Below are 13,049 nucleotides of genomic sequence, written 5' to 3' on the forward strand. Positions count from 1 at the left end.
ATCCGGGTTGGCGCGTCGCAACAGCACGGAGCTATACTTAACGGATTCTTATGCCGCGGCGCGTCCCCACGAGTCCAGCGGCAGCCCGTCCTTTTCGTGTGTGCCGGTGGTGACGTGAGCGCAAACCTGATCCGCGAGTTTTCCGAATCCTCCCAACTCGCCGGCGGCAACGCCGACTACGTAGAGCAAGTCTACGAAGCCTGGCTAGCCGATCCCGGCTCCGTCACGGGCGAATGGGACACTTATTTCAAATCCTTCAAGGGTCGCGAGGCCGGTGATGTCGCCCATTCCGGCGCCATTGCCCGCATCGAAGCCGCGCAGAAACAGCGCCGCACGGCTGCCCCGGCACCCGCCGCAGGCTCCGCGGACAATGCCTACGCGCAGAAACAGGCCGGCGTGCTCCGCCTGGTTACGGCCTACCGCTCGCGCGGCCACATCGCGGCGCAGCTGGATCCCCTCGGCCTGACCGTCCCGGACATCGACACCCCCGACCTCGGCCTGGCCTTCCACGGCCTTTCCGACGCCGACCTCGGTACCGAGTTCGACGCCGGCACCTTCGCCGGTGGCGGCCAGCGCATGCCCCTGCGCGACCTGCTCGCGAAGCTGAAGCACATCTACACCGGCACCATCGGCGCCGAGTTCATGTACATCTCCGACTACGACCAGCGCGCGTGGATCTATTCGCGCCTGGAAAAGGCGGCCGGTTCCCCGGGCCTGCAGAAGGCTGAGAAAGTCCGTGTGCTTGAAGCCCTCACCGCCGCTGAAGGTCTGGAGCGTTTCCTCCACACCAAGTACGTCGGTCAGAAGCGCTTCTCGCTCGAGGGCGGCGAAAGCATGATCCCGATGGTCGATGACATCGTCCGTGCCGCCGGCGACAACGGCGTCAAGGAAGTCATCATCGGCATGGCCCATCGCGGCCGCCTCAACGTCCTGGTCAACATCCTCGGCAAGGCGCCCTCGCAGCTCTTCAACGAGTTCGAAGGCAAGTTCGAGCATGACGACAGCCCGATGCACACGGGCGACGTGAAGTACCACCTCGGCTTCTCCGCCGATGTCAAAACGCCGAACGGCGGCGTCCACGTCGCGCTGGCGTTCAACCCGTCGCACCTGGAAATCGTCAATCCCGTCGTCGCCGGTTCCGTGCATGCGCGCCAGTCGCGCCGCCGCGACACCGCCCGCGAAAAGTCGATGGCCCTGCTGATCCACGGCGACGCCGCCTTCGCAGGTCAGGGCGTCAACATGGAGTTGATGCAGATGTCGCAGGCCCGTGGCTTCGCCATCGGCGGCACGCTGCACCTGGTGATCAACAACCAGGTCGGCTTCACCACGTCCAAGCGCGAAGACGCCCGCTCGACGCTGTACTGCACCGATCTGTCGAAGATGGTCAATGCGCCGGTCTTCCACGTGAACGGCGACGACCCGGAGGCCGTGATCCAGGTCACCCGCCTGGCCTATGAGTTCCGCAAGCAGTTCAAGAAGGACGTGGTCATCGACCTCGTCTGCTATCGCCGCCACGGCCACAACGAGGCCGACGAGCCGGCAGCGACCCAGCCGCTCATGTACCAGGTCATCCGCAAGCGTCCGACCACCCGCGACCTCTACGCGCAGGCGCTGGTAAAGTCCTCGACGATCGCTGCGGACGACGGCCAGAAGATGCTCGACGATTACCGTGCCCGCCTCGAAAAGGGCGAGCCGTTGATCGCGATCGATCCGAATCCGACCCGCGACATCCCGGTCGACTGGAGCCGTTTCCAGAAGACCAGCCTGTCGATGGAAGTGAACACGGGCGTGCCTCGCGACCTGCTGGCCAAGGTGTCCGACGTGCTCCTGGCGATTCCCGCCGACGTCACCCTGCATGCCCGCGTCGCCAAGATCTACGACGACCGCCGCAAGATGGCCGCCGGCGAACTGCCGGGTGACTGGGGCTTCGCCGAGAACCTCGCCTACGGCACGCTGATCGCCGAAGGCAACGACCTGCGCATCGTCGGTCAGGACGCCGGCCGTGGCACGTTCTTCCATCGCCACGCCGTGCTTCACGACCAGTCCAGCGACGACACCTTCATGCCGCTGTCGAAAGTTCGCGCCGATGCCCGCGTCGACGTGATCGACTCGCTGCTCTCCGAAGAAGCCGTCATGGCCTTCGAGTACGGCGAAGCCACCACCTCGCCCGACCAGCTCACCATCTGGGAGGGTCAGTTCGGTGACTTCGCCAACGGCGCCCAGGTCGTGATCGACCAGTTCATCAGCTCGGGTGAAGCGAAGTGGGACCGCCTCTGCGGCCTCACGCTGCTCCTCCCACATGGTCAGGAAGGCGCCGGCCCGGAGCATTCCTCCGCGCGTCTGGAGCGTTTCCTTCAGCTGTGCGCGCTCGACAACATGCAGGTCTGCGTCCCGACCACACCGGCGCAGGCCTTCCACATGATCCGTCGCCAGCAGGTGCGCCCGGTGCGCAAGCCGCTGATCGTGATGACGCCGAAGTCGCTGTTGCGCCACAAGCTGGCGGTGTCCTCGCTCGATGAACTGGCCAACGGCAAGTTCCAGCTCGTCATCGGCGAACACCGCGACCTGCCGGCCAAGAAGGTCAAGCGCGTCGTTCTGTGCTCGGGCAAGGTCTACTACGACCTCCTCGAGGACGCCGACAAGCGTGGCCTGACCGACGTCGCCATCGTGCGCGTCGAGCAGCTCTATCCGTTCCCGCGCCCGGAAGTCTCGGCCGAACTGGAAAAGTTCGCTTCCGCCAAGGAAGTGGTCTGGTGCCAGGAAGAACCGATGAACCAGGGTGCATGGTTCCAGATTCGTCACCACCTCCAGGCCTGCATCGGTTCGAAGCAGAGCCTGTCCTATGCAGGACGCTCGCGTTCGCCGTCGCCGGCTCCGGGCCATCTCAATACCTATATCGCCGAACAGACGGCGCTCGTCGAGCAAGCACTCGTCGCGCCAGTCGGCACCGATCACGCAGCGGAGTAAGGCAAGCATGTCCATCGAAGTCAAAGTCCCGGTCCTGCCCGAGTCGGTCTCGGACGCGCTCATCGCCACCTGGCACAAGAAGGCCGGTGATGCGGTCAAGCGTGACGAGAACCTGCTGGACCTCGAGACCGACAAGGTCGTGCTCGAAGTGCCCTCGCCGGTCGACGGCGTGCTGAAGGAAATCCGTTTCGAGGAAGGCTCCACGGTGACCAGCAGCCAGGTCATCGCCGTGATCGAGGAAGGCGCCGCCGCTGCCGCGCCCGCCCCGGCTCCCGCTGCTGCCGCCGCTGAAGCGCCGAAGGCCGAGAAGACCGAAGCCGCCGCCCCGAAGGGCGTCGACGAACTCTCCCCGGCCGGCCGCCGTGTCGCCGTCGAAGAGAACATCGATCCGTCCAAGGTCGCCGGCACGGGCCGCGACGGCCGCGTGACCAAGGAAGACCTGGTCAACGTCGGCAAGGGTGGCGCTGCCGCTCCCGCCGCCGCACCGGCACCGGCCGCCAAGCCGACCCCGGGCAGCCGTCCGGAAGAGCGCGTGGCCATGACGCGTATCCGTACGCGCATCGCCGAGCGCCTGATGCAGTCGAAGAACTCGATCGCGATGCTCACCTCGTTCAACGAAGTGAACCTCGCCGAGGTGGTCAAGCTGCGCAAGGCCCTGGGCGAGCAGTTCGAGAAGGCCAACGGCGTCAAGCTCGGCTTCATGAGCTTCTTCGTCAAGGCGGCCACCGAAGCCCTCAAGCGCTACCCGGTGATCAACGCCTCGGTGGATGGCTCGGACATCATCTATCACGGCTACCAGGACATCTCGATCGCCGTGTCGACCGAGAAGGGCCTCGTCACGCCGGTTCTACGCGACGTGCAGGACATGTCCTTCGCCGACGTCGAGAAGGGCATCATCGGTTACGCCAAGAAGGCCCGTGACGGCAAGCTCGGCCTGGACGACCTCCAGGGCGGCACGTTCACCATCACCAACGGCGGCACCTTCGGTTCGCTGCTCTCCACCCCGATCGTGAACCCGCCGCAGAGCGCCATCCTGGGCATGCACACGATCAAGGAGCGCCCGATCGTCGAGAACGGCCAGGTCATCGCCGCGCCGATGATGTACATCGCCCTGTCGTACGACCATCGCATCATCGATGGCAAGGACGCCGTGCTCTTCCTGGTCGACATCAAGAACCAGCTGGAAAACCCGCAGCGGATGCTGCTCGGCCTTTGATGGTCGGTTGATTCATCAATGTGAAGGCGGGAGTCGAAAGACTCCCGTTTTCATGTTCCGACCCCATATTGGCGGTAGCAGAATCCCGCCGTTTCATCCGGAGCAAACCTAATGAGCGACAAGTTCGACGTCATCGTCATCGGTGCGGGCCCCGCGGGCTATGTGGCCGCGATCCGCGCCGCGCAGCTGGGCCTCAAGACCGCCGTGGTCGACGCCTTCGTCGGCAAGGACGGCAAGGCCGCCCTCGGCGGTACCTGCCTCAACGTCGGTTGCATCCCGTCGAAGGCGCTGCTGGATTCGTCCAAGCAGTTCCACAACCTGACGCACAACTTCAAGGATCACGGCATCACCGCCGAGAATCCGCAGATCGACATTGCGACCTTCATCGGCCGCAAGGACAAGATCGTCAAGCAGTTCACCGGCGGCGTGACCATGCTGTTCAAGGCGAACAAGGTCACTTCGTTCTTCGGCAAGGGCAAGCTGCTCAAGGGCAACCAGGTCGAAGTCACCGGCAACGACGGCGCCGTCCAGACCATCTCGGCCACCAACGTCATCCTCGCCTCGGGCTCGGTGCCCATCGAGCTGCCGTTCGCGAAGTTCGACAACACGCACATCATCGACAACACCGGCGCGCTCGACCTCACCGCCGTGCCCAAGCGCATGGGCGTGATCGGCGCCGGCGTGATCGGCCTCGAGCTCGGCAGCGTGTGGAAGCGCCTTGGTTCCGACGTCACCGTGTTGGAGGCGCTGCCGAAGTTCCTCGCCGTGGCCGACCAGGACATAGCCAAGATGGCCGCCCGCGAGTTCGCCAAGCAGGGCCTGGACATCAAGGTCAACGCCAAGGTCACCGCCGCCGAGGTCAAGGGTGACGAAGTCCATGTCAGCTACACCGATAAGGACGGCGCGGCTCAGTCGCTCGTCGTCGACAAGCTGCTGGTCGCCGTCGGCCGTCGCGCTTACACCGCCGGCCTGCTGGCCGACGACACGGGCGTGAAGCTCGACGAGCGCGGTCGCATCGTCGTCGACGAGCACAACCACACCGGCGTCGATGGCGTCTGGGCTATCGGTGACGCCGTGCGCGGCCCGATGCTCGCGCACAAGGGTTCCGAGGAAGGTGTCATGGTCGCCGAGCTCATCGCCGGCAAGCCGGGCCACATCAATCTCGACACCGTGCCCTGGGTCATCTACACCGAGCCGGAAATCGCCTGGGTCGGCAAGACCGAAGAGCAGCTCAAGGAAGAAGGCATCCCGTACAAGACGGGCGCCTTCCCCTTCGCCGCCAACGGCCGCGCCGTGGCGATGAACGAAGGCATCGGCCAGGTCAAGATGATTGCCCACGCCGAGACCGACCGTATCCTCGGCGTGCACATGGTGGGCCCGGTCGTCTCCGAGCTGATCCACGAGTGCGTCGTGGCGATGGAGTTCAAGGGCTCGTCGGAAGACCTCGCCCGCATCGTCCACGCCCACCCGGCCCTGTCGGAAGTGGTGCATGAAGCGGCCCTGTCGGTCGACAAGCGCGCCATCCACAAGGGCAACTGATCGCCTGTGTGACCTCAAGCCCGCTCATGCCGTTAGCATGGGCGGGCTTTGTCGTTTCTGGGTGCCCTTACCAGAGCGCGCTTTGTGTGGGAGCCGATTCATCGGCGATGGACAACACGGCGTCACCGCCTCGTTGGCTTTTCGCCGATGAATCGGCTCCCACAACAGCGTGTGCTCTGGTAAGTACATAGGAGACTCGAATATGCGTGACATCAAATCCCTCTGCGTCTACTGCGGCTCCAGCAGCGGCGGCAACCCGGAATATACCGAGGCGGCAACAGCCTTCGGCACGCGCCTGGCGAAGGAAGGCATCGCCCTGGTCTACGGCGGCGGCAAAGTCGGCCTGATGGGTACCGTCGCCGATGCCGTGCTTGCGGCAGGTGGCCGCGTCATCGGCGTCATCCCGCGCCAACTGGTCGAGAAGGAAGTCGCCCACACCGGCCTTTCCGAGCTTCAGGTGGTCGAAACCATGCATGAGCGCAAGACGCGCATGTACGAGCTCTCCGATGCGTTCGTCGCCCTGCCCGGCGGGTTCGGCACCATGGACGAAATGTTCGAGATGCTCACCTGGGCGCAACTCGGCCTGCACAGCTACCCGTGTGCCTTCCTCGACGTGCGCGGCTTTTACGCAGGTCTCTCCGCCAGCATGGACCATATGGTCGCCGAGGGCTTCGTCAAGAAGAACCAGCGCGAACAAGTCTGGTTCGGCGCCAGCATCGACGCCTTGTTCGACTGGATGAAGCACTACGAATCGTCCTACACGCCGAAGTGGATCACCTCCGACGCCGTCTGATCTGCCACATGCTGACTTGCGCCGCGTCAGCGGCCGGGTAAGGATGTCGGCATGCCAGGGGGACATGCCGACATGCGCCAGTTGTGCCGATGGGTCGCAGTGATGGCGCTCGCCATCGTGCCAGCCGTCTTCGCCGACGAAACGAAGCCGAAGGACCCGGGCTTCACCGAAACCCCGGTCCCCGCGCAATACACCAACGAGGTGTCGCTCGCCATGCAGTGGGGCCACGCACTCTGGCTCAACGACCAGGCCAGCGCGGCAGCGACCGATGTCCTGCGTGACAGGGGTCTCCTCGCCGGCCACGACCATGCGACCGGCTGGATCACCACGGCATACGACGACAAGCTGGCGCAGTGGCGGGTCTTCTTCACCGAGGACGATCACGGCGCGACGAAGGACTTCGTCGACATGGTCTTCGACATGAGCAACGGCAAGGCCAGGCTCATCGCCCTGCAGCCGAACGTGCCCGCGGTGACGCTCTCAGCCGAGGAACAGATCCTCGTGAAGGCCCGCAACGAGGCTCTCAAGGAGCCGGCGCAGCGCTGCGCGAAGACCTACAACCAGGCGGTGTGGTTGGTTCATCATCCCAAGGGCTGGTACACCATGGTCGATCTGCTTCCGGCCCGCACCGACGCCGACATCTACCCGGTAGGCGGTTTTCACACGTTTAACTATGGCGTACTCGACAAGGACACGCCCCGCCACTACGAGCAGACGCATGCATGCCTGAATCTGACCGGCCCACCCCAGGGTGCGATCGACGGCATGTTCGTCCAGCATCGCACCAGCCCGGCACCGACCAAGTTCCATGTGTTCATGAGCCTTTCCTACGGAAAAACCGTCTACGTCGTGACAACCTCGAACAACCTGCTATGGCGCGTCGACCATGGGACCATCCGCCTGATCGACAGCACGAAGGGGTTGGGGCACGACGTTGTTTCAAAGCTTTCGGACTGACTGATTCGGGCTACGGCGACGCCGGCAGGGTCGATCGGGCGGTCGGGATCACTCCTAAACCCTTGTCGAAACAGGTATCGACCGTGTCACCATTGATACCACCGCGCTGGACGGTAGAATGTCCCTACGCCAGAGGCGCAACGCGCGACGTTTTTACGTCACCGCAGCATTCGAGACGGGCGCCTGGAAGGCGTACGTCATCAAGGACAACACATCGGGCCTGGTCCCGGGGGAAAGTGAATGGCTCGTATCCTGATCGTCGACGATTCGCCGTCGCAGTTGCTGGGCATCAAGCGCATCGTCGAGAAACTGGGCCATGAGGCCATCACGGCCGAGGACGGCGCGCAGGGTGTGGAAGTCGCCAAGCGCGAGATTCCCGACCTGATCCTGATGGACGTGGTCATGCCGAACCTCAATGGCTTCCAGGCCACCCGCACGATCAGCAAGGAAGAGACGACCAAGCACATCCCGATCATCCTGGTGACCACCAAGGACCAGGACACGGACAAAGTCTGGGGCCTGCGCCAGGGCGCCAAGGACTACGTGGTCAAGCCGATCAAGGAAGAAGAGCTGGTCGCCGCCCTGAAGGAACACCTGCCAAAGTGAGGTAGGTGCATCGGCGGCGCAGCCACAACGACTACCCTTGCCGTGGGTCGAACCCGGGGAACGCGTCCTTGAACTCCGCGTACGCCGCTTTCTCCTCATGGGTTTCAGGTACCGGCACACGGATTTCCAGCACGACGATCTGGTCGCCCGGCTCCGAGCCCGGCAGGCCGCGCCCCTTCAGGCGCAGCTTACGGCCCGATTGCGAGCCGGCGGGAATACGCAGGTCTACGTGACCACCCAGGGTCGGGACCGGCACCGTGGCGCCCATGGCGGCCTCCCAGGGCGTAATCGGAAGCGTATGGGTGACCGTGCGGCCTTCGAGGCGGAAGCGGACATCGTCCCGCACGCCGATCTCGAGCAGGAGGTCGCCGGAGGGCCCGCCGCCCATGCCTGGATGGCCCTGCCCGGCCAGACGGATGGTCTGCCCCGGCGTGATGCCGGCCGGAATCTTCACTTCGAGCACGCGTTCGCTGCCCGACGCATCATTGAGCACGACACGCGTCTTGCCACCGTTGAAGGCGGTCTGCAGGTCGGTCTCGATCTTCGCCTGGATGTCCCGCCCGCGACGGGCCTGCGTCTGTTGCTGCCCGCGGCCACGGCCTCCGCCGCCGAAAAGGCTTTCGAAGAAGTCGCTGAAGTCGCCGCCACCACCGCCGCCATGGCCGAAGTCGTAGCTTCCACCACCACCCTGACCGAAGCCCGGAGGCGGCCGGAACTGCTCACCCTGGCGATAGCCGCCGGCGCGGAGCTGGTCGTAAGCCCGGCGCTTCTCGGGGTCCTTGAGCGCCTCGTTGGCCTCGTTGACCGCCTTGAACTTGTCCTCGGCGCCCGGCTCCTTGTTCTTGTCCGGATGGTATTTGCGGGCGAGCTTGCGGTACGCCGCCTTGATTTCGGCGTCGGTCGCTTCAGGCTTTACCCCAAGTGCTTCGTAATAATCCTTGAACTCCACAGGCTCTCCCGGGCTTGTGTCAAAAACAAAAAGCAGAATGCCCGCGGTGGCGCATGTCCACCGCGGGCCAGTTTACAAGCTTAGAGCGAATCAGCCCGCAGCGTTGATCTCAATACGCCGCGGCGCACTCTCGGCCTTTTTCGGAATCGCGATTTCCAGCACGCCCTGAGCGCCCGAGGCCGTGATGCCCTCGGCGTTAGCGCTTTCCGGCAGCGTGAAGCTGCGCTTGAAGGCGCCACTGGCCCGCTCCACGCGGCTGAACTTGCCTTCGGTCTCGCTGGTGAACACCTTGCGCTCGCCCTTGATGCTGAGCACGTTCTTTTCCATCTGGATCTCGATGTCGGCGAGGTTCACGCCCGGCACGTCGGCAAGGATCAGGAAGCGGCCGTCCTCTTCACGAATGTCGACACGCGGCGCCCAGGCGTTCGGCGTAGCAGCAACCGGCGCGGCGATCTCGTTGCCGAAGAGCTGTTCGAAGACATTGCGGACGTCGCTGCCGAACACCGGCGCGCGACGGAACGACACATGACGAAGCTGGTTCATCTGTTTGACTCCCAAGAAGTTTTTCGGCCATGTGGCCGTCTGGGAACAAACATATGACCGACCCGACGGGATTCAAGTGCCGCCGCGATTTACACCGGTTGGGCCGCACATGGCGTTCGCGCTAAGCTCGGCCATCTCTGCCCGCAAAGGACTCCCCATGACCATCGCTGTTGGCGACCGCCTGCCCGATCACACGCTCACCCAGTTCAAGGACGGCCTGGAGACGATTTCCAGCCTCGACGTATTCGGCCAGGGCAAGGTCGTGGTGTTCGCCGTGCCGGGCGCCTTCACCCCCACCTGTTCGAACAAGCATCTGCCCGGCTATATCCAGCACATGGAAGACTTCCGCGAGCGCGGGATCAAGGTCGCCTGCGTGTCGGTCAACGATGCCTTCGTGATGCATGCCTGGGGCATATCGCAAGGCGCACCGGACGACCTGCTGATGCTGGGCGACGGCAACGCCACGTTCGCCATAGCCCTGGGCCTCGAGCTGGATGGCACGAAGAACGGCATGGGCATCCGTGCGAAACGCTTCGCGATCTATGCCGAAGACGGCGTGGTGAAGGTGCTGCACGTGGAAGCACCGGGCGAGTTCGGCGCCACGTCGGCCGAGGCGATGCTCAAGGCCATCGACGCCTGACGAACTGCTGTACCGCTTCTGCGTAGGAGCCGATTCATCGGCGATGGGTGCTCGCGACAACCTGGCCCGATGCCGCGGGATCGCCGATGAATCGGCTCCTACAAAAACTCAGGCAAAAAAAACCCGCCTTTCGGCGGGTTTTTTTCTTACGCTTCGGTTGGCTCGTCACCGTCACCGGTGGGGCCGCTTTCGATGGGCGGGAGGTCGGCGGCGACGTCACCGTCGATCACTTCACCCTCGCCTTCGATCTCGATCTCTTCCTCGGCTTCCAGACGAACCACGCCGATGAGCGTTTCGTCCTTCGGCAGCTTGATCAGCGTCACGCCCTGCGTGTTGCGGCTCAGCTGCGAGACTTCCGACACGCGGGTGCGTACCAGCGTGCCCTGGTCGGAGATAAGCATCAGCTGCTGCGTCTCGGTGACCTGGGTGGCCGCGACGAGGTTGCCGTTACGGTCCGAGCACTGGATGGCGATGACGCCCTGCGTGCCACGACCCTTCTTCGGGAACTCGTCGAGCGCGGTGCGCTTGCCGAAGCCGCGTGCCGTCGCGGTGAGGATGTTGCCATCACCCGCGGCCACGATCAGCGAAACCACTTCCGCATCTTCAGCCAGACGCATGCCACGCACGCCCGTCGCGGTACGGCCCATGGAGCGGACCGTGCCTTCGTCGAAGCGCACCGACTTGCCGTTGGAGGCGAAGAGCAACACATCGCTCTCACCGCCGGTCATCGCGACATCGACCAGGGCATCGCCCTCGTCGAGATTGATGGCGGCCTTGCCCTTCTGCAGCTGGAACGCGAATTCCGTCAGCGGCGTCTTCTTCACCGTGCCCTTGCGGGTGGCGAAGAACACGAAGCAGGTCGGGTCGTACTCGCGCACAGGCAGCAGGGCCTGCACCTTCTCACCCTCACCCAGCGGCAGCAGGTTCACGATGGGCTTGCCACGCGCACCCGGGCCGGCTTCCGGCATCTGGTACACCTTGAGCCAGTAGACGCGACCGGTGCTGGTGAAGGTCAGCAGCGTGTCATGGGTGTTGACCACCCACAGCTGCTGCACGACGTCTTCGTCCTTCAGCGCCGAGGCCGAACGACCCTTGCCGCCACGCTTCTGCGCGCGGTACAGGCTGGCCGGCTGACGCTTGATGTAACCGGTGTGCGAGAGCGTCACCACCACGTCTTCCGGCGCGATGAGGTCAAGCACGTTCAGGTCTTCCTGCGAGTGCTGGATCTCGGTGCGCCGCTCGTCGCCGTAATCGGTACGGATCTGCTCGAGCTCTTCGCGGATCACTTCCAGCAGGCGCGTCGGGTTCTCGAGGATCTCGATGAGGCCGCGGATCGTATCGAGAATCTCGCGGTACTCATCGGAGAGCTTTTCCTGCTCCAGGCCGGTGAGGCGATGCAGACGCATCTGCAGGATTTCGGTGGCTTGCGCTTCGGACAGCTGGTAGCCGTTCTCGTTCAGGCCATCACGCGGATCCATGTCTTCAGGACGCGACGATTCCGCACCCGTGGCGGCGAGCAGTGCCTTGACCAGGCCCGGCTCCCAACGACGGGCGACCATGCGCTCGCGCGCTTCGGCCGACGACGCGGAGGTACGGATCAGCTCGATCATCTCTTCGATGTTGGCAAGCGCGACCGTAAGGCCTTCGAGGATATGTGCGCGCTGGCGTGCCTTGCGCAGTTCGAAGATGGTGCGGCGCGTGACGACTTCGCGGCGATGGCGAATGAAGGCCTCGAGGATGTCCTTGAGGTTCATCAGCTTGGGCTGGCCGTCGAGCAGGGCCACCATGTTGATGCCGAAGGTGACCTGCAGCTGGGTCTGCTGGAACAGGTTGTTCAGCACGACGTCGCCCATGGAATCGCGGCGGATCTCGATGACCACGCGCATACCGTCCTTGTCGGACTCGTCGCGCAGCTCGCTGATGCCCTCGAGCTTCTTTTCCTTTACCAGCTCGGCGATCTTCTCGATCAGGCGAGCCTTGTTCACCTGGTACGGCAGCTCGTGGACGAGGATCGTCTCGCGGCCGTTCGCTTCGGTTTCGATCGAGGTGCGGGCACGCACGAGGATGCGACCACGACCAGTGCGGTACGCCTCGACGATACCGGACGAGCCGTTGATGATGCCGGCGGTCGGGAAGTCCGGACCGGGGATGAACGTCATCAGTTCGTCGATTCCGAGCGAGGGGTCCTCGATCAGCCCGAGCACCGCATTGATGACCTCGGTCATGTTGTGCGGCGGGATGTTCGTCGCCATGCCGACGGCGATACCCGCGGAACCGTTGACGAGCAGGTTCGGCACGCGGGTCGGAAGGACCAGCGGCTCGTGTTCGCTTTCGTCGTAGTTCGGTCCGAAATCAACGGTTTCCTTGTCGATATCGGCCATCAGCTCATGCGTGAGGCGCGCCATGCGCACCTCGGTGTATCGCATGGCCGCGGCGTTGTCGCCGTCCACCGAACCGAAGTTACCCTGGCCGTCGACCAGCATGTAGCGCAAGGAGAACGGCTGCGCCATGCGGACGATCGTGTCGTAGACCGACGCGTCGCCATGCGGATGGTATTTACCGATCACGTCACCGACCACGCGGGCCGACTTCTTGTACGGCTTGTTCCAGGAGTTGCTCAGCTCGTTCATGGCGAACAGCACGCGTCGATGTACCGGCTTAAGGCCGTCGCGCACATCGGGCAGTGCGCGCCCGACGATGACGCTCATCGCGTAGTCGAGATAGCTCTGACGCATCTCGTCTTCGATGTTGACGCGGATGACTTCTTTGGCGAGTTCTGCCATCAATCGGCTTCCTGGATGTCTAACAATAGGCCCCCGCCGGCCGCGCGATTCGCGGT

General features: G+C 64.1%; 10 protein-coding genes. 7 read left to right on the forward strand and 3 right to left on the reverse strand.

Annotation, left to right across the window (positions count from 1 at the left end):
• The first annotated feature begins 114 nt into the window (after window positions 1–114).
• From HB634_RS08205 to pilH, 6 genes are all read left to right on the forward strand, one after another.
• The gene (locus HB634_RS08205; RefSeq protein WP_213948253.1) at window positions 115–2,967 is read left to right on the forward strand and encodes a 2-oxoglutarate dehydrogenase E1 component; all 2,853 of its coding nucleotides are present in this window, start codon (window positions 115–117) and stop codon (window positions 2,965–2,967) included.
• Window positions 2,968–2,974: 7 nt separating this feature from the next.
• Window positions 2,975–4,183 (forward strand): 2-oxoglutarate dehydrogenase complex dihydrolipoyllysine-residue succinyltransferase, encoded by a 1,209-nt coding sequence (gene odhB, locus HB634_RS08210; RefSeq protein ID WP_213948254.1) that lies wholly within the window; start codon window positions 2,975–2,977, stop codon window positions 4,181–4,183.
• Window positions 4,184–4,294: 111 nt separating this feature from the next.
• Window positions 4,295–5,722, forward strand: coding sequence for a dihydrolipoyl dehydrogenase (gene lpdA, locus HB634_RS08215; RefSeq protein ID WP_159895658.1), 1,428 nt, complete (start codon window positions 4,295–4,297; stop codon window positions 5,720–5,722).
• Window positions 5,723–5,933: 211 nt separating this feature from the next.
• On the forward strand, window positions 5,934–6,515 hold the full coding sequence (locus HB634_RS08220) for a TIGR00730 family Rossman fold protein (protein WP_213948512.1): 582 nt from the start codon (window positions 5,934–5,936) through the stop codon (window positions 6,513–6,515).
• A 51-nt stretch (window positions 6,516–6,566) separates the two neighbouring features.
• On the forward strand, window positions 6,567–7,472 hold the full coding sequence (locus tag HB634_RS08225) for a hypothetical protein (RefSeq protein WP_213948255.1): 906 nt from the start codon (window positions 6,567–6,569) through the stop codon (window positions 7,470–7,472).
• 240 nt (window positions 7,473–7,712) lie between these two features.
• Window positions 7,713–8,078, forward strand: coding sequence for a twitching motility response regulator PilH (pilH, locus tag HB634_RS08230; protein ID WP_063571547.1), 366 nt, complete (start codon window positions 7,713–7,715; stop codon window positions 8,076–8,078).
• A 31-nt stretch (window positions 8,079–8,109) separates the two neighbouring features.
• On the opposite strand, the gene HB634_RS08235 is transcribed toward pilH, so the two are convergent.
• Both HB634_RS08235 and HB634_RS08240 read right to left on the reverse strand, forming a co-directional pair.
• A complete protein-coding gene (locus HB634_RS08235; RefSeq protein ID WP_063571546.1) occupies window positions 8,110–9,027 on the reverse strand; it encodes a DnaJ C-terminal domain-containing protein in 918 nt (305 codons plus the stop codon).
• A gap of 90 nt (window positions 9,028–9,117) precedes the next feature.
• The gene (locus HB634_RS08240) at window positions 9,118–9,570 is read right to left on the reverse strand and encodes an Hsp20/alpha crystallin family protein (protein ID WP_063571545.1); all 453 of its coding nucleotides are present in this window, start codon (window positions 9,568–9,570) and stop codon (window positions 9,118–9,120) included.
• Between the two features lie 157 nt (window positions 9,571–9,727).
• On the opposite strand from HB634_RS08240, the gene HB634_RS08245 reads away from it, so the two are divergent.
• Entirely contained in the window at window positions 9,728–10,210 is a 483-nt protein-coding gene (locus HB634_RS08245) for a peroxiredoxin (RefSeq protein ID WP_213948256.1), read from the forward strand.
• A 146-nt stretch (window positions 10,211–10,356) separates the two neighbouring features.
• Here the strand turns inward: HB634_RS08245 and gyrA are convergent, their stop codons facing one another.
• Window positions 10,357–12,993, reverse strand: a complete 2,637-nt coding sequence (gene gyrA / locus HB634_RS08250; RefSeq protein ID WP_213948257.1) for a DNA gyrase subunit A — start codon at window positions 12,991–12,993, stop codon at window positions 10,357–10,359.
• Window positions 12,994–13,049 lie beyond the last annotated feature (56 nt).

The organism is Luteibacter sp. dw_328, from assembly GCF_018449605.1.
Taxonomy (GTDB): domain Bacteria; phylum Pseudomonadota; class Gammaproteobacteria; order Xanthomonadales; family Rhodanobacteraceae; genus Luteibacter.

Excerpts from the sequence above, each read along its gene's own strand:
- odhB (WP_213948254.1), top strand. The coding sequence starts at position 2,975 with ATGTCCATCGAAGTCAAAGTCCCGGTCCTGCCCGAGTCGGTCTCGGAC.
- lpdA (WP_159895658.1), top strand. The coding sequence starts at position 4,295 with ATGAGCGACAAGTTCGACGTCATCGTCATCGGTGCGGGCCCCGCGGGC.
- HB634_RS08225 (WP_213948255.1), top strand. The coding sequence starts at position 6,567 with ATGCCAGGGGGACATGCCGACATGCGCCAGTTGTGCCGATGGGTCGCA.
- pilH (WP_063571547.1), top strand. The coding sequence starts at position 7,713 with ATGGCTCGTATCCTGATCGTCGACGATTCGCCGTCGCAGTTGCTGGGC.
- HB634_RS08240 (WP_063571545.1), bottom strand. The coding sequence starts at position 9,570 with ATGAACCAGCTTCGTCATGTGTCGTTCCGTCGCGCGCCGGTGTTCGGC.
- HB634_RS08245 (WP_213948256.1), top strand. The coding sequence starts at position 9,728 with ATGACCATCGCTGTTGGCGACCGCCTGCCCGATCACACGCTCACCCAG.
- gyrA (WP_213948257.1), bottom strand. The coding sequence starts at position 12,993 with ATGGCAGAACTCGCCAAAGAAGTCATCCGCGTCAACATCGAAGACGAG.